Here is a 16,152-nt window from a genome sequence, read left to right as displayed (position 1 = left end):
TCAGCTGCGCAGCGACGCCGGCGGGTTGAAGCGCTCGCCGTACTTGGCGGCGAGTTCCTCGGCGCGCTTGACGAAGCCTTCCTTGCCACCCGGGTAGCCGACGATGTACTGAGCGACACCACCGGTCCAGGCCGGGAAGCCGATGCCGAGGATCGAGCCGATGTTGGCGTCGGCGGTGGTCTCGAGAACACCCTCGTCGAAGCACTTCTGGGTCTCGATCGCCTCGGCGAAGAGCATGCGGTCGATCAGATCCTGCAGCGGCACATCGAGCGTCGCCTCGGTCTTGTAGTGATCGCGCACGCCCTGCCAGATACCCAGGCGCTTACCGTTCTCGTCGTACTCGTAGAAACCGGCCTTCTCGAGGCGGCCCGGACGGCCCTGCTCGATCATCCAGTCGACGACGTCGAGTGCAGGATGCCGCGTGGTGCCGAGCTTGGTGTCGCCCTGCTTGGCGGCCTCCTCGGTCTCCTTCGCGATCTTCTGCATGAGCTTCATGTTCAGCTCGTCGGTCAGCTGCAGCGGCGGAGCCGGGTAGCCCGCCTGCGAACCGGCCTGCTCGATGGTCGCGGGCTCGATGCCCTCGCCGAGCATGGCGATGGCCTCGTTGACGAACGTGCCGATCACACGCGAGGTGAAGAAGCCGCGGCTGTCGTTGACGACGATCGGGGTCTTGCGGATCGCGAGCGTGTAGTCGAACACGCGGGCCAGGGCCTCGTCGGAGGTCTTCTCACCCTTGATGATCTCGACCAGCGGCATCTTGTCGACCGGCGAGAAGAAGTGGATACCGATGAAGTCCTCGGGACGCTTGACGCCGGTCGCGAGACCGGTGATGGGCAGCGTCGAGGTGTTCGAACCGAGCAGCGCGTCGGGATCGACGATGTCCTCGATCTCCTGGAACACCTTGTGCTTGAGCTCGGTGTTCTCGAAGACGGCCTCGATGACGAAGTCGACACCCGCGAAGTCGGCGGCGTCGGCCGTCGGCTTGATGCGGTCGAGCAGAGCCTTCGACTTCTCCTCGGTGGTCTTGCCACGCGAGAGCGCCTTGGCCTCGATCTTCTCGGAGTAGTTCTTGCCACGCTCGGCGGCCTCGAGGGTGACGTCCTTGAGGACGACCTCGAAACCGGCCTTGGCGGAGACGTAGGCGATGCCCGCGCCCATCATGCCGGCACCGAGAACGCCGACCTTCTTGATCTCACGCTTCGGCACGTCCTTCGGACGCGAGGCGCCCGAGTTGATGGACTGCATGTCGAAGAAGAACGCCTGGATCATGTTCTTCGCGACCTGGCCGGTGGCGAGCTCGACGAAGTACCGCGACTCGATGGTCGAGGCGTTGTCGAAGTCGACCTGCGAGCCCTCGACGGCGGCGGCCATGATGGCGCGCGGAGCCGGCATCGGGGCGCCCTTGATCTGCTTGCGCAGGTTCGCGGGGAAGGCCGGGAGGTTCGCGGCGAAGGCCGGGCTGGACGGGGTGCCACCGGGGATCTTGTAGCCCTTGACATCCCACGGCTGGACGCCGCCCTCGGGGTTGGCCTTGATCCATTCCTTGGCGGCCGGGACGAGCTCCTCGACGCTACCCACGACGTCGTGGACCAGGCCGATCTCCTTGGCCTTGACGGCGTTGTACTTGTTGCCCTGCAGCAGAACCGAGAGCAGAGCGGTCTGAATGCCGAGCAGGCGCACGGTGCGGGTGATGCCGCCGCCACCGGGGAGCAGACCGAGGCTGGCCTCGGGCAGGCCGATCTGGACGCCCTTGACGTCGGCGGCGATGCGGTGGTGCGTCGCAAGGGCGATCTCGAGACCGCCACCGAGAGCCGCGCCGTTGATGGCGGCGACGACGGGCTTACCGAGGGTCTCGAGGCGACGCAGGTCGGCCTTGATGCCCTGGACCTCGTCGAACGCGGCCTGCGCATCGTCGGGGCCGATCTCGATGATGTTGCGCAGGTCGCCGCCGGCGAAGAAGGTCTTCTTCGCGGAGGTGATCACCACACCGGTGATGGAGTCCTGCTCCTCGTACAGGCGGTCGACGGTGGCCTTCATCGACGCCTTGTACAGCTCGTTCATCGTGTTGGCGCCCTGGTTGGGGTCGTCGAGGGTCAGCACGACGATGCCGTCGGCGTCCTTCTCCCAGGAAATCATGTTGTCGCTCACTGTTTTTCGGATTCCTTCCGGTGTCAGACGCGCTCGATGATGGTGGCCACACCCATGCCGCCACCGATGCACAGGGTGACGAGGGCGCGCTTGGCTCCGCGGCGCTCGAGCTCGTCGATCATGGTGCCGGTGATCATGGCGCCGGTGGCGCCGAGCGGGTGGCCCATCGCGATGGCGCCGCCGTTGACGTTGAGCTTCTCGTCCGGGATGTTCAGATCCTTCTGGAACTTCAGGACGACCGAGGCGAAGGCCTCGTTGATCTCGAACAGGTCGATGTCGTCGACCGTCAGGCCCGCCGCGGCGAGAACCTTGTGCGCGGCCGGCGTGGGGCCGGTGAGCATGATCGTCGAGTCGGCACCGGAGGTGGCCGTGGCGACGACGCGGGCACGCGGGGTCAGACCGAGGTCCTTGCCGGCCTGCTCTGAACCGACGAGCACGAGTGCCGCGCCGTCGACGATGCCCGAGCTGTTGCCGCCGTGGTGGACGTGGTTGATCTTCTCCACGAAGTGGTACTTCTGCTGCGCCACGGCGTCGAAGCCGCCCATCTCACCTATGGTCGCGAACGACGGCTGCAGCTTGGCCAGACCCTCGAGGGTCGTGTCCGGACGCATGTGCTCGTCCTGGTCGAGGATGGTCAGGCCGTTCTGGTCCTTGACCGGCACGACCGACTTGGAGAAGTAGCCGCCGGACCAGGCTGCCGCCGCGAGCTGCTGCGAACGCAGTGCGTAGGCGTCGACGTCCTCGCGGGTGAAGCCCTCGATGGTCGCGATGAGGTCGGCGGAGATGCCCTGGGGAACCAGGTAGCTGTCGTAGTTGGTGGCGGGATCGAGCATCCACGCGCCACCGTCGGAGCCCATGGGCACGCGGGACATCGACTCGACGCCACCGGCGAGGACGAGCTCGTCCCAGCCCGAGCGGACCTTCTGCGCAGCCATGTTGACGGCCTCGAGGCCCGAGGCGCAGAAGCGGTTGATCTGGACGCCGCCCGTGGTGACCGGCAGGTTCGCGATGGTGACCGCGGTGCGGGCGATGTCGGCACCCTGGTCGCCGACGGGGCCGACGACACCGAGGATCAGGTCGGAGATGCGGTTCTCGTCGAGGTCGGGGAAGCGAACACGCAGCTCGTCGATCAGGCCCGTAACCAGGGAGATCGGCTTGACGGAGTGCAGCGAGCCCGTCTTCTTGCCTCGGCCGCGTGGTGTTCGGATGGCTTCATAGATGAATGCCTCGGTGGTCACAGTGCGCAGGTTCCTTCCCGTGCTTGCGGAGCGATGGCACCCACGGCCCTGCAGAGGGCCGCCGTGCCCAACCTCCCCCACGGTAGAAGCGGACGGCCCTCGGCGGTAAGGACCGAAGCGATCGGTGTCCGTGACCGAACCGAACGTCCGGAAACCGCCTACGGAGCCACCGCCGCCCGCAGGCCGGACCCCCTGTGCAGGACTTCTCCCAGCGCATCGAGGGGAACGGGGGCGTCGACGAGCTCGGCCCAGGGGTGGACGGCGACCGTGCGGGTCAGGAACGCCACGGCCTCGCGCAGGTGCCGGGGTTCGTAGTTGTGCACCCCGCTGATGGTGAGCCAGCCGCGCACGATCGCCTCCGGATCGACGGGGACGACAGGTGCAGGGGCCACCGATCCCGCGAGGACGAGGCGGCCACCGATGTCCAGGCGCGGTACGAGCGCGGCGATCGCCTCCGACGACCCGGAGAAGTCGAGTGCGACGTCCACGGAACCACCGTCGTCGGCGACCGCACCGAATCGTTCGGCGCATGCGGTGCGCCGGGGGTCGACGTCGAGGACCACGACCTCGGCACCGGCCTCCACGCACATGGCCGCGGCCGTGACACCGAGCATTCCGGTACCGCACACCACGACCCGGCGTCCTGCGAGGTCACTGGCCGCGTCGATCACCGCGGCGGCAGTGGCGGTCGCGCACGCGGCGGGGGCTGCGACGACGTCGGGCAGCAGGTCCGGGACGGGCACGAGTTCCGTGCCCGCGGGCAGGACGATGTACTCGGAGTACGTTCCCGACAACGGCCACGGCCCGGTGAACGGTTCGTGACCGACCTTCGTCACCGACCTGCACTTGGCCGTGCGTCCGGATCGGCAGCGGTCGCACTCGTGGCACACGCGCGTCACGCTCCACACGACCCGCTCCCCCACGTCCGAGGTGGCGTGCGGGCCGACCGCGACGATCTCCCCGACCCCTTCGTGTCCGAGCACCGACGGCGCCGGGCCGCAGCGTCGTCCGGACACGGTGTGCAGATCGCTTCCGCACACCGTGGCGAGACGGACACGGACGAGCACGTCGCCGTCGCACAGGGCTGGTATCGGCACCTCCCGCACCTCGATGTCCGCCCCCGTCCACACCGCCGTGCGGCTCACACGACCTTCGAACGGATCCATCCCGACACCCTCTCGATGACGTACACGACGGCGAACACGATGACGACGATCGCACCGGCGAATTCGAAGTTCAACGTCCGGACCGCTTCGAAGAGAAGGAATCCCACTCCTCCCGCGCCGACGACACCGAGAACGGTCGAGGTGCGGATGTTGACGTCGAGCAGGTACAGCGTCGAACCGACGACGGACGGAACCACCTGGGGGATCACCGCGGCGAACAAGGTCTTCCACCATCCGCCACCGACGGCGCGGACCGCGTCGAGCGGACCGGAGTCGATCTCCTCGACGGCGTCGGCGACGAGTTTGCCGAGGAATCCGACGGATCCGACGGCGAGCGCGCACGCACCGGCGACGGGGCCGAGTCCGATGGCGGCCACGAAGATCACCGCGAGGACGAGTTCGGGGACGGCACGCACGACGAGGATCACGGCGCGCGCGGAGGCGTAGACGGTGGGATGCGGTGACACGTTGCCCGCAGCCAGGATTCCGAAGGGTAGCGACAACGCCGCACCCACAGCGGTCGCGACCGCACCGATCGCGAGGGTCTGCAGCACCGCGTCGGCGAGATCCCATCCCACCGCGGCGAAGTCCGGCGGCACGAGACGCGTGAAGACCTCGAGGGACGGACCGATCCACGTGAACAGCTCGCGCGGGTCGATACGGAGGGTGATCAGGGCGAGCAGCGTGGATCCCACGACGGTGGCCGAGAAGACGATACGTGAGACACGTTCGCGTCCGGGCCCACTCGCGGAAGGGGTGAGCAGGGCGCGCCGGACGAGGATGGCGACGACCTCCATCGCGGCGATGATCACCAGGATCACACACACGATTCCGAGCGCACGCGGATAGACCAACCCGCGCAGTGCGTCCTGCAGCGCGAACCCGATGCCGCCGGCACCGACGAAACCGAGGACGACGGAGGTTCGGAGGTTGATGTCGATGCGGTAGACGAAGTTCGCGGTCCACGACGGAACGACCTGCGGCAGAACCGCATTGATCATCTCGCGGACGTACCCGACGCCCGTGCTGCGCACGGCTTCCCGCGGCCCGGCGTCGGTCTGTTCGATCGCGTCGGCGAACAACTTGCCGAGCATGCCGATCGAATGCAGCGCGAGCGCGAGAACACCGGGGAGCACGCCGATTCCGAGTGCGCGGACGAACAGGACCGCGAACAGCAGGTCGGGCATGGCGCGGCAGAACGTGATGACGGCGCGGGCGATGCGGTAGAGCACCGGGTGCGGTGTCGTGTTGCGTGCCGCGAGGAATGCGAGCGGGACCGAGGCGACCGCCGCGAGGACGGTGCCGAGCACCGCCATGAGCAGCGTCTCGAGGGCGAGGACACCGATGCGGCCCGGATCGTCGAGTCGCGGCGGCAGCATGCGTTCGATCAGGCCGGCCGTCGAATCGAGTCCGTCGAGCAGAGTCGCGGGCGCGAAATCGATATACGCGGCCGATGCCAGGACGGCGACCGCGACGATCGCCCACCCGGCGGTGATCGTCCGCCGGCGGCCGCGACCGGCGTCGTGGGACACCGGCTCACTGCGGGGCGGGGCGAGGATGCTCATGTCGACCCGGCTCCGAGCGGGTCGGAGGCAGGCTCGACGCGCCGGTAGATCTCCATGGTCTCGTCACGGGAGAGACCGACCGCGGGGCGATCGAGAACCTTGCGGCCGTCGCGCAGACCGACGATGCGGTGTGCCCAGCCGAGTGCGAGGTCGACCTGGTGCAGCGTGCACACGACGGTGAGCTTGTCCTCCATGCACACCCGGAACAGCAGATCCATGACCACGCCGGCGTTCTCCGGGTCGAGGGAGGCGACGGGTTCGTCGGCGAGCAGGACCGTGGGCCGCTGCATGAGGGTTCGCGCGATCGCGACGCGCTGCTGCTGGCCTCCCGAGAGTGTGTCGGCGCGCCGGTCCGCGAGGTCGGCGAGACCGACCCGGTCGAGATGCTCCCGCGCCTCGACACGCATGGCCTTCGGGTAGGTGAGTGCCCCGTAGCGAGGCAGTGACAGTCTGCCCAGTCCGCCGACGAGTACGTTCTCGAGGCAGCTGAGCCGTCCGACCAGATTGAACTGCTGGAAGACGAATCCGACGTCCCTGCGCAGCGACCGCAGTTCACGACGCGACGCGAGATCGACGCGTGTTCCGGAGACGTCGATGCTGCCCTCGGTGACGGGGTGCAGACCGTTCAGGCACCGGAGGAAGGTCGACTTCCCCGAGCCGGACAGGCCGAGCAGCACGACCAGTTCGCTGCGGTGGACGTCGAGGTCGACGCCGGACAGCGCGGTGGTGGTGCCGAATTCCTTGGTGACACCGCGGGCGGAGACGACGAGATCGTCGCCGGCGACCTGGTGGGTGGGATCGATGCTCATCGTCAGCCCTTGCACTTCTCGGAGCCGGTGATCTCGCAGACGTGGCGTACCCCGTCGTAGTCGGCGTCGGTCGCGGGCACGACACCCCAGGCACGTTCGTCGGTGATGCGGCATTCGCCGTCGCAGTATCCCTGTGCGCGCAGGTAGTCGGCGTTGCCCTTTTCGGTGAGGATGCCGGCGAGTCGTTCGACGACCTCGGGACCGAGGGAATTGTCGCCGACGAACAGGGATCCGGCGATCGTCTCGGATTCCCAGACCTTCTTCAGTTCGCCTTCCCGGAGGTCGCCGCTCTCGATCATCGTCTTGTCGACCATGGTGTCGAATGCGAAGCCCGCATCGCAGTCGCCCGCTGCGATCGCCAGTGCGGAGGCGTCGTGTCCGCCGGCGTAAACCGGGGTCAGGCCGGCGACGAGATCCTGCTCGGTGCCCGATCCGACGACTCCCGCTTCGATGAGTCCTGCAGAGGGGTACAGGAATCCGGACGTCGACCCGGGATCGACGAAGCACACGTCCTTGCCGGCGAAGTCCTCGATGCTGTCGATCCCGGAGTTGCCCGACTGTGTCAGACCGTAGGAGCGGTAACCGGGTTCGGCGCCCGGATCCTGGACGACGGCGCCGAGCGGGGTGGTGTCGGCGCCGTTGAGCTGCGCGACGACATATGCGAAGGGTCCGAAGAAGGCGAGGTCGACGTTGTCGGCGATCATGCCTTCGACCACGCCCGCGTAATCGGAGGCCTGGACGAACTCGACGGTCGATCCGGTCTCGTCCTCGAGCATCTTCAGCAGCGGTTCGTAACTCGCCTTCAGGTCGGACGAGTTCTCGGCCGGAATCGCACCGAGCGTGAGGGTTTCGGGGAAGCCTTGTTCGGTGAGCGCGTCGGGATCCGAACCACCGCAGGCGGTCAGGGCGAGGGTGAGTCCTGCGGCGAGACCGGCACAGGCGGCGGCGCGCCGGGACGACAGGTAACGCATGGGGGGTGTCCTTCGTGTCGAGGGTCAGGCGAGGAGCAGAGCGGGCAGATCGGTGATCGAGTCGAGAACGTGGGTGGCTCCGGCTTCACGGAGCGTCGCCTCGTCGTGGGCACCGGTGCGGGTTCCGGCGACGACGGATGCGCCGGCGCGCAGACCCGACAGAATGTCTCCTGCTGTGTCACCGACGACGGCCACGTCACGGACGTCGTCGGTACCGGTGCGCAGCAGGGCGGTGAGGATCATGTCGGGGTAGGGGCGTCCGCGACCGGCGTCGGCGGGTGTGAGAGCGAGGTCGGCGAGGTCGTGCCAGCCGAGTGCATCGAGCAGCCTGCCCTGGGTGGATCGGCTGAATCCTGTGGTGAGTACGACTTTCACACCGACCTCACGCAGCTGCGTGATCGCCTTCTCGGCGCCGGGGACGGCGGAGACGTCGCCCTGGTCGACGAATCGTTCGTAGGCGCGTTCGAAGGCGTCGTTGGCGATCCGGGCACGTTCGTCGCTGCCGAACAGTGCGCGGAAGACGACGATCTTCGACTGCCCCATGGTGTCGAGGACGTATCTGCGTGCGTCGTCCCGCTCCGGGCCGCTCGCGGGAAGGCCGACGGCGGTGGCCGCCTCGTCGAATGCACGAACGACGAGTCCGTCGTCGGCGACGGTGGTTCCGGCCATGTCGAGCACGGCAAGTCGGATGGTCATGTTCTTCTCCAAGGGTTTCGGGGCGTCCGGTTCCGGGATGTCAGAGACCGAGCAGGTCGGCGGTCTCCTCGCCGAGATAGGGGCCGAGCGTCATACCGCGGCCACCCGGGCCGGCGACGACCCATACGTCCTCGTCGGCCTTCGTGCGGTGCACGAGCGCCGTGGGGTCGATGCACTGGCTGTACACACCGGCCCAGCGCCGGACGACGCGCGGCAGTCGGCGGCCGAGGAACTCCTCCGTCACTGCGACGAGGTGGTCGTAGGGTTCTTCGTCGACGTCGAAGTCGAACGGTTCGTCGTAGGCGTGGGTGTCGCCGATGGTGAGGCCGCCGTGCAGGCGCTGGACGCACAGCAACTGCATGCGATGCTGCGCGGCGACGGGTCGTTGCTCCTCGGAGGCGGTGAGCTCGTCGAGGGCGGTACCGGCGAATCCCGGGTAGTAGCGCAGGCTGTCGCCGTCGGCGATCGACGTGGTGAGGTCTTCGCCGAGCGGTGCGGTCTGCATCATCTGCAGCCGGACCCTGCGCAATGGCAGGTCGCCGGCGAGGTCGCGGGCGAGGCCACCGAGTGTCGCGCCGGGACAGACGAGAACGAGGTCGGTCTCGTGCACGGTGCCGTGGTCGTCGCGCACCTGCACGGTCCCGTGGGCCGTGCGGGAGACGTCCCGGGCCTCTGTGGACAGCAGGAACCGGTAGCGGCCCGAGGTGGCGAGATGTTGCCGGATCGCCGGGAGCGCGATGCGGGATTCGACGGTGGCGTCCGTGCTGCAGTGCAGTGCCGCGAGGAAGTTACCACGTAGCGCGGGGTTACGGCGGCGCGTCTCGTCCGCATCGAGCAGGGCGAATCCCCGTCGCTGCGCGTCGTCGCATGCGACCGCTTCCTCGGCGACGGCGACCTCGGCGTCGGTGCGCAGCAGCGTCAGCGAACCGTTCGCGCGGAAACCGACGTCGGGAACGCGGGCGCCGAGGTCCTCCCACAGCTCGCGGGACCGCAGGGTGGCGTCGAGTTCGCCACGTGTGCGGCCGGAGACCCAGACGAGTCCGAAGTTCCGCACGGTGGCGCCGCGCGCTTCCGGTTCGCGTTCGAGGTGCAGGACGTCGTGTCCGCGACGGACGGCGGCGTCGGCGTGTGCGGTGCCGAGGATGCCGCCACCGATGATCAGGATTCGCATGGGGACGACAGTGGCGGATGGTCTAGACCATATGGGGTCGGTTCGGCGAACGCCCGGTGAACAGTTGGTATAGACCGGAATTCGGTTACGCTGGATGTGTGGCCACCGTCGTTCGCGAAGCGCGCACCCTCAAGCACCAGGTCGTGCGCCGCCAGGTCGAGTGCCTCCTCGACCAGCTCAGCGTGGGAGATCAGGTCCCCTCCGAGCGCGATCTCGCCACCCGGTTCGACGTCGCCCGCGAAACCGTCCGCCAGGCACTGCGAGAACTGCTCGTCGACGGCCGCATCGAACGGCGGGGCCGCAGCACCGTCGTCGCCGGCCCGAAGATCGTCCAGCCCCTCGTCATCGGTTCCTATACCGAAGCCGCCCTGCTCGAAGGGCGCAGCGCCGGGCGTGTGCTCGTCGCGTGGACCGACCTCGTCGCCGACGACGAACTGGCCTGCCGCCTCGGTCTCGAACCCGGCGATCCCGTCCTCGAACTCGAACGTGTCCTGCTCACCGACGGAGTGCATGTCGGACTCGAACGCACGCGCCTTCCCGCACACCGCTTTCCGGATCTGCGCCGGACGCTCGATCCGTCGTCGTCGCTGTACGCCGCGATCCGTTCCTACGGGATCACGTTCGCGCGGGCGGTCGAGCGGATCGAGACCACGCTGCCGGATGCGCGCGAGGCGGCGCTGCTCGACGCCGACACCCGCACACCGATGCTGCTGCTCGAGCGGATCTCCTACGACGAGAACGACGTCCCGATCGAGCACCGCCGGTCGCTCTACCGCGGCGACCGGATGTCGTTCGTCACGACCGTCACTCCCTGAGCAGCAGGTCAGTCGACGCCCAGGCCTGCTTCCCGCGCACGGACGATCGCGCTCGCCCGGTCGGCTGCACCGATCTTGCCGAGGATATTGGACACGTGGTTGCGCACCGTCTTCTGGCTGAGCACGAGTCGGCGGGAGATCGCGGCGTTGTCGAGTCCGCGGGCCACGAGGTCGAGGATCTCCCGCTCCCGTTCGGTCAGATCCGGGAAGACCGCCGACGTGTTGCGGGAGGTCGCGACCGCCGCAAGGGCTTTCGCCGCGACCGCCGCACCGACGATCATCTCACCGTCGGCCACGGCCCGGATCGCCCGTTCGACCCCCGACGGATCGGCCCCCTTGACGAGATAACCCGAGGCACCGGCACGGATGGAGGCGACGAGGATGTCCTCGTCCTCGTGCATCGTGACCATCAGGATGCGGGTGCCCGGCGACTTCCGGAGGATGCTGCGGGTCGCGTCGATCCCCGATCCGTCGCCGAGTTCGATGTCCATGAGCACGACGTCGACATCGCCGGTCACGACCTCGAGCGCCTCCCCCACCGAACTCGCCTGGCACACGACGTCGATCCCGTCGAGGGTGCCCAGCAGTGCCGCCATACCGAGGCGGAAGACGGGATGGTCGTCGACGACCGCAACGCGTATCGCTCCGTTGTCGCTCATGATTCGGACCAGGGTAGCCGCGCCCGCACCACGACACCGCGCGGGTCGCCGGGTTCGATGGCCACCGTTCCGCCGACCTCCCGGGCCCGTTCCCGCATGCTCTGCGTCCCCACACCGACTCGTGCGTCGGTCGCGAGTCCTCGTCCGTCGTCGACGATGTCGAGGGCCAGCACGTCGCCCTCCGCCGCGACCCGCACCGTGCATTCGTCGGCACCGGAATGCCGTCGCGCGTTGATGATCGCCTCGGAGGCGATGCCGTAGGCGGCCCACGCGATCGGCCCGGACATCCCGGCGGGGAGGTCGGACCGCAGGTCGACGCGGAATCCCGCGCGGGCGTGGGTGATCACGAGTTCGTCGAGAGCGGCGGTGAGGCCGAGTTCGTCGAGAACCGGGGGCAGCAGACTGCGCGAGAGCTCGCGGACACCGTCGACCTGCCGATCGAGTTCGCGGAGCAGTTCGTCGACGAGTCCGGCCGCGGCGTCCGGGTCGGTGGTGACGAGATTGCGTGCGCCCTGCAGGCCGAGCCGCACCCCGGCGAGCGACGGGCCGAGACCGTCGTGCAGTTCGCGGCGGATGGTGCGGCGTTCCTCGAGTCTCGCCTCGGTGAGGCGGCGACGTGCGTCTTCGAGGTCCTCCGCCGACCGCAGGACGACGAGCCCGGCGTCGACGACGGTCGCGAGTTCGGTGAGCGCCCGCCGGCTGCGTGCCCCGAGCGATTCGCCCGGAGGTGCGGTGACGGCGAGGGTGGCGTCGCCGTTACCGACCGGAACCTCCTCGACGGGTCCGGTCGCGGTCCCCCAGCGTGCGATCACGTCGCCGCCGCGGCGCACCTCGACCGATTCGAGACGCAGTGCGGTACCGATTCCGGCGGCGAGTTCGCCCAACAGCAGGTCGGGCGAATCGGCACCGGCGAAGTGCCGCCCGAGGATCCGGACGGCGCGTGCCGGGTCGACGCCGTCGCCGTAGACGAGGCGGTGCACCTTCCGGCCGAGCCACATCCGCACCGGCTGCACGGCCAGGGCGACGGCGGTGGCGGCGACCGCCTGGGCGAAGACCGATTCGTTCGGGAGCACCAGCGACACCGCGACCGTCACCGCGAGATAGCAGGTGACGAGCACGGCGGTGAGACTGCCGGCGAGCGCGGCGCGACCCACCGCGAGGTCGATGCCCCAGAGTCGTTGGCGCAGCACGACGGCGAGGATCGCGACGGGATAGAAGGCCTGCGTCGCGAGGTGGAGCAGCGGTGTGAGCATCCACGGCACGTCCGGGACCGCCAACGGGATGTACGAGGCCGTCATCAGGGCACTGCCGAGCGCGAGCCATCCCGTCCCGGATCGTTCGCCCGCCGAGGCGTGACGGCGACGCCACTCGACGTGCCCGGCGGTCAGGAAACCCACGGCCACAACGGGTCCGACGAACCAGATGTCGGCGATGTCGGTGAAGGTGCGCGCCCAGAAGAACCAGGCGATCGTCAGGACGCCGACGCCGATCCCGGCCCGCACCACGGGATCGGCCGGACGGTCGCGGACGAGCCACGGCACCACCAGGAACAACGCGAGTGTCCCGGGGATCCAGGTGGTGTTCTGCAGCGGACCGAGGAATCCGACGGGCAGTTCGGGGCGGACGAGGGCAAGCTGGGTCCAGCTGTAGGACATCGCTGCCACACCGACGCCGATCGACGCGACGGCCAGCAGGATCGGCACGGCGTGGACCCGGCGGGCGAGGATCACCCCGGCGACCGTCCCGTAGACGGCGGCTCCGACGACGTCGACGAGGAAGAACAGCTGGTCGGAATCGAGCGCGGGCCGTGCCGCGACGAACACGACGACGGCCGCAACGGCGAGCAGCCAGGAGGCGACGGCCACGACGGCGGCGGGTACCGGAGCCCCGGTACCCGCCGATCCGTTCGTCGTGACTGTGTCCTTCATGGTGCGGTGAGTATGCACCACTGTGTCCTTGATGCGGCAGGTATACGCCGCTGGGCCGCTCGCAGTGGCACTAACGTGCACGCCGGTCCGCGAGGGCGAAGCCGACTCCGGCCACCAGCACCCACACCGGGCCGGTGAAGCCGGCCATGTACTGCAGTGGGGAGATGCCGAGGAGCAGTGTCAGGCCACCGAGAACGATGCTCGCCCAACCGATCCAGCGGGGCGCCGCGCGGTGACGCAGGACCGCGACCGCGACCGCGACGCCGCTGACACCGGCACCGACCCACAGCCATGGGATGGTGCCCATCCAATGCGAGGCGAAGACCGCCACCTCGGGCACCATCTGATCGGTGTTGCCGAGGCCGAACAGCAGCTCGGTGTCGAGTCCGGTGCCCATGAGGGTCGCGACCGAGGTGAGCACGAGACCGAATGCCGCGACCGTCGGCACGAGGCTGAATTCCGGAGTGCCTGCGCGCAGCCGGCGCTGCAGTCCGGCGGCGAAGACGAGCAGCAGCGTCGTCGACACCATCAGCGTCAGGTGCATGACGAGCATGGCCGTGCGCTGCCCGGCGAACTCGGTCATGATCGCCACCGCGTTGCCGGCGGTGCGCTCGTTGTATGCCGCGCTCATCGCCATGCTCGCCTGGATGCCCACGACGCCGGCGAGGCCGGCGACCGCACCCGTCCACGCCCAGAGCGAACCGGGGCCACGACGGTCGGGAGCGATCGGCGCGAGGGGTTCGGTCTCGGTGCCGAGAGTGTTCATGAGGGTCCCTTCGGATCGGTGCGACGCCCTGCGCGTCGTGGAAGGAACGATCCGGTGCCCGGTGTCCCGGGTGGAAGGGACGACTGTCCCGACCTTCCGGGATCGCCGCCGGCGTCCCTCGTCGGGCAGACGTCGTGCGCCTACCACAACCGAGGGGAGGTTGTGTGCGATTCTCCCGACGGAAACGCACACAACCTCCCCCACGACCGAGGATGTCGACGCAGATATTTCCGTGGGTTGCAGGATCCGCGTCGCCCCGAATTCACTCAGGGATTTCGGGTGCGGCGCTCGTCCGCCGAATGAAGAGCGGCGACGGACGCGAAGGCCGCAGCCAGTACCAGTAACAACAGCACTACATTGAGTGTCATGGAATGTCCTTTCACGGGGCCGGGCGAATTTCTCCCGACTTCGAAACAGGCGCTCCCCTCTTCTATCCTATTTACGAGAAATATGCGAGTCGACGCATTTTCCACCGGCGAATTCGATACGTTCGCAATTCGAACGCCGCGGAATTCCGGGTCGGATATTCCGTCGGGAAATGCGGCGGATCAGCCCAGTGACCTGCGCCTCATGCGCGCCTGCCGGCGGTAAGCAGTGCCCCGTCGGTTCCTAAGGTGGTACGACGTGGCGGAAGCGAGCGGAGATCATCGGGTCGTCGACCTGCCGCTGCCCACACCCGCCCCTCTGCGGACGGCGATGCTGTCGGTTCCCCGGCAGGGACGCCGGTGGCCCGGCGCCGCACGCGCAGCCGCCACGGTCGCGGTGCCCGGTCTCGTGGGCGTCGCTCTCGGATTCGGCGCCGTCTCCGCCATCGCCACACTCGGCGCCTTCGCCGTCGTCTACGGCGAGCAACGCCCCTATCGCGTCCGTGCCCGAGCGGTCGCCGTCATCGGGACGGTGCTCGTGACACTGGCGACGATCGGTGCCCTCGCAGGTTCGGTCGTCCACCACGAACTGGCCGCGGGCGGGTCGGCGTGGTGGTACCTGGTGGTCGTCGCGGCGATGACCGCGACCGTCGCGGTGTGCGCCTTCGTCGTCGACGCCCTGCGGATGGGTGCGCCCGGCGCCTTCCTGATGTTGCTGTCCCTCGAGATCGCGTCCGCTCTCCCCGCGCTGGGAGTGTCCGTCCCGACGGTCTCTGCCTGGACGACGATCGGCGCGGGAACGGCCGTCGTGGTCTCCGTGTCCGGCGCTCCGTTCCGGCCGCGAACCCCGGAACGCACCGCCGTGGCCGCGGCGGTCGCTGCCGTCGACGCGGTCCTCGAGGAGAACTCACCCGGCAATCGCCGCGCCGCGGTCCACGATCTGCACGCGGCCTGGCAGTGCCTGCACGACGCCGGCCTCGTCGATTCGGGGCATCCGCTGGAGCAGACGCTGCGCGCGGCGCACCTCCGATGCGCGGAGACACTGGACGAGCGTCCGCGGGACGAGGCGGTTCCCGAGGACGATCTGCGACTGCGGACCCCGCTGCGACGTCCCTCCGTGCGGTACCGCCTCGCGCGCGCCGCGCACCTGCGCAGTCGGTCGGCGACGATCGCCGTGCGCCTGCTCGTCGCGGGACCTCTCGCCGGGACGATCGCCATCGCGCTGGGCGTCGGACGTCCCGACTGGGCGGTCATCACGGCCGCGATGATCCTGCATCAGGGACCGGATCGGATCCTCGGCTCCTACCGGGCGGCGCACCGCTTCCTCGGCACCGTGCTCGGGCTCGTCCTGGTGGCCTGCCTGACGCCTTTCCATCCCGGTGGTGTCGCCCTCGTCCTGGTGCTGGCCGCGGTGATGGCCGGCACGGAGATGTTCCTGGTGCGGAACTACGGCCTGGCGATGGTCTTCATCACCCCGCTCGTCGTCGTCCTCGGCGGGTTGGGTGCCCCCGGCGATCTGGTGACGGTCGCGCGCGACCGCTTCCTCGAGACCGTTGTCGGCGTCCTCGTCGCGCTCGCGGTGCTGTGGGGCGTACTTCCCCGGGCCCACCGTCGCGTCCTCGACTTCGCCGACGGCCGCGTCCGCGACGCCGTCACGAGGATCGCCGCGTCGACGGACGTCCGCGAGCTGCCCGAACTGCGCCGCGACCTCGAGTTCGACCTGCACGCCTCCACCACCGCGGCCGTCATCGCCGCGCACACCGAGCCGGCGTGGACCCGGGAATGCTGGACCGAACATCGCCGACTCCACGAACTCGGCTACCGGATCCTGACCCTGCCGGAACGACCGGGCCCC

General features: G+C 68.9%; 13 protein-coding genes. 2 read left to right on the top strand and 11 right to left on the bottom strand.

Going from position 1 to position 16,152, the window contains the following annotated elements:
* From ACLBYD_RS20305 to ACLBYD_RS20270, 8 genes are all read right to left on the bottom strand, one after another.
* Entirely contained in the window at positions 1–2,148 is a 2,148-nt protein-coding gene (locus tag ACLBYD_RS20305; RefSeq protein ID WP_016695649.1) for a 3-hydroxyacyl-CoA dehydrogenase NAD-binding domain-containing protein, read from the bottom strand.
* Positions 2,149–2,171: 23 nt separating this feature from the next.
* A complete protein-coding gene (locus ACLBYD_RS20300; protein ID WP_016695648.1) occupies positions 2,172–3,386 on the bottom strand; it encodes an acetyl-CoA C-acetyltransferase in 1,215 nt (404 codons plus the stop codon).
* A gap of 158 nt (positions 3,387–3,544) precedes the next feature.
* A complete protein-coding gene (locus ACLBYD_RS20295; protein WP_447817859.1) occupies positions 3,545–4,552 on the bottom strand; it encodes a zinc-binding dehydrogenase in 1,008 nt (335 codons plus the stop codon).
* The gene (gene phnE / locus ACLBYD_RS20290) at positions 4,528–6,117 is read right to left on the bottom strand and encodes a phosphonate ABC transporter, permease protein PhnE (protein ID WP_071936154.1); all 1,590 of its coding nucleotides are present in this window, start codon (positions 6,115–6,117) and stop codon (positions 4,528–4,530) included. Before phnE ends, ACLBYD_RS20295 begins: the two co-directional genes overlap by 25 nt.
* Complete coding sequence (gene phnC / locus ACLBYD_RS20285) at positions 6,114–6,926, bottom strand: phosphonate ABC transporter ATP-binding protein (protein WP_387398782.1); 813 nt, start codon at positions 6,924–6,926, stop codon at positions 6,114–6,116. Before phnC ends, phnE begins: the two co-directional genes overlap by 4 nt.
* Before the next feature lie 2 nt (positions 6,927–6,928).
* Positions 6,929–7,897, bottom strand: a complete 969-nt coding sequence (locus tag ACLBYD_RS20280; RefSeq protein ID WP_071936152.1) for a phosphate/phosphite/phosphonate ABC transporter substrate-binding protein — start codon at positions 7,895–7,897, stop codon at positions 6,929–6,931.
* A 24-nt stretch (positions 7,898–7,921) separates the two neighbouring features.
* Positions 7,922–8,593 (bottom strand): phosphonatase-like hydrolase, encoded by a 672-nt coding sequence (locus ACLBYD_RS20275; protein WP_071936546.1) that lies wholly within the window; start codon positions 8,591–8,593, stop codon positions 7,922–7,924.
* A gap of 40 nt (positions 8,594–8,633) precedes the next feature.
* Positions 8,634–9,764: a TIGR03364 family FAD-dependent oxidoreductase gene (locus ACLBYD_RS20270; RefSeq protein WP_447817858.1), complete on the bottom strand. Its 1,131-nt coding sequence runs from the start codon at positions 9,762–9,764 to the stop codon at positions 8,634–8,636.
* Between the two features lie 98 nt (positions 9,765–9,862).
* On the opposite strand from ACLBYD_RS20270, the gene ACLBYD_RS20265 reads away from it, so the two are divergent.
* Positions 9,863–10,579: a GntR family transcriptional regulator gene (locus tag ACLBYD_RS20265; protein ID WP_071936150.1), complete on the top strand. Its 717-nt coding sequence runs from the start codon at positions 9,863–9,865 to the stop codon at positions 10,577–10,579.
* 8 nt (positions 10,580–10,587) lie between these two features.
* Here ACLBYD_RS20265 and ACLBYD_RS20260 read toward each other — a convergent pair whose 3' ends face one another.
* The 3 genes from ACLBYD_RS20260 to ACLBYD_RS20250 form a co-directional block, all read right to left on the bottom strand.
* A complete protein-coding gene (locus tag ACLBYD_RS20260) occupies positions 10,588–11,238 on the bottom strand; it encodes a response regulator (RefSeq protein WP_024102773.1) in 651 nt (216 codons plus the stop codon).
* The gene (locus tag ACLBYD_RS20255) at positions 11,235–13,166 is read right to left on the bottom strand and encodes a histidine kinase (RefSeq protein WP_447817857.1); all 1,932 of its coding nucleotides are present in this window, start codon (positions 13,164–13,166) and stop codon (positions 11,235–11,237) included. Before ACLBYD_RS20255 ends, ACLBYD_RS20260 begins: the two co-directional genes overlap by 4 nt.
* Before the next feature lie 70 nt (positions 13,167–13,236).
* Positions 13,237–13,932 carry a hypothetical protein gene (locus ACLBYD_RS20250; protein WP_217579246.1) on the bottom strand — a complete coding sequence of 232 codons (696 nt, stop codon included), beginning with the start codon at positions 13,930–13,932 and terminating at the stop codon, positions 13,237–13,239.
* Positions 13,933–14,556: 624 nt separating this feature from the next.
* Between ACLBYD_RS20250 and ACLBYD_RS20245 the strand changes: the two genes are divergently transcribed.
* The coding region (locus ACLBYD_RS20245) for an FUSC family protein (protein WP_447817856.1) at positions 14,557–16,152 on the top strand (1,596 nt) is incomplete at its 3' end.

The organism is Rhodococcus sp. C26F (genome assembly GCF_053345925.1).
This window is presented reverse-complemented; position numbering and strand designations above follow the sequence as displayed.

Coding starts and splice junctions, on each gene's coding strand:
- ACLBYD_RS20295 (WP_447817859.1), bottom strand. CDS start 4,552: ATGGATCCGTTCGAAGGTCGTGTGAGCCGCACGGCGGTGTGGACGGGG.
- phnE (WP_071936154.1), bottom strand. CDS start 6,117: ATGAGCATCCTCGCCCCGCCCCGCAGTGAGCCGGTGTCCCACGACGCC.
- phnC (WP_387398782.1), bottom strand. CDS start 6,926: ATGAGCATCGATCCCACCCACCAGGTCGCCGGCGACGATCTCGTCGTC.
- ACLBYD_RS20280 (WP_071936152.1), bottom strand. CDS start 7,897: ATGCGTTACCTGTCGTCCCGGCGCGCCGCCGCCTGTGCCGGTCTCGCC.
- ACLBYD_RS20275 (WP_071936546.1), bottom strand. CDS start 8,593: ATGACCATCCGACTTGCCGTGCTCGACATGGCCGGAACCACCGTCGCC.
- ACLBYD_RS20270 (WP_447817858.1), bottom strand. CDS start 9,764: ATGCGAATCCTGATCATCGGTGGCGGCATCCTCGGCACCGCACACGCC.
- ACLBYD_RS20260 (WP_024102773.1), bottom strand. CDS start 11,238: ATGAGCGACAACGGAGCGATACGCGTTGCGGTCGTCGACGACCATCCC.
- ACLBYD_RS20255 (WP_447817857.1), bottom strand. CDS start 13,166: ATGAAGGACACAGTCACGACGAACGGATCGGCGGGTACCGGGGCTCCG.
- ACLBYD_RS20250 (WP_217579246.1), bottom strand. CDS start 13,932: ATGAACACTCTCGGCACCGAGACCGAACCCCTCGCGCCGATCGCTCCC.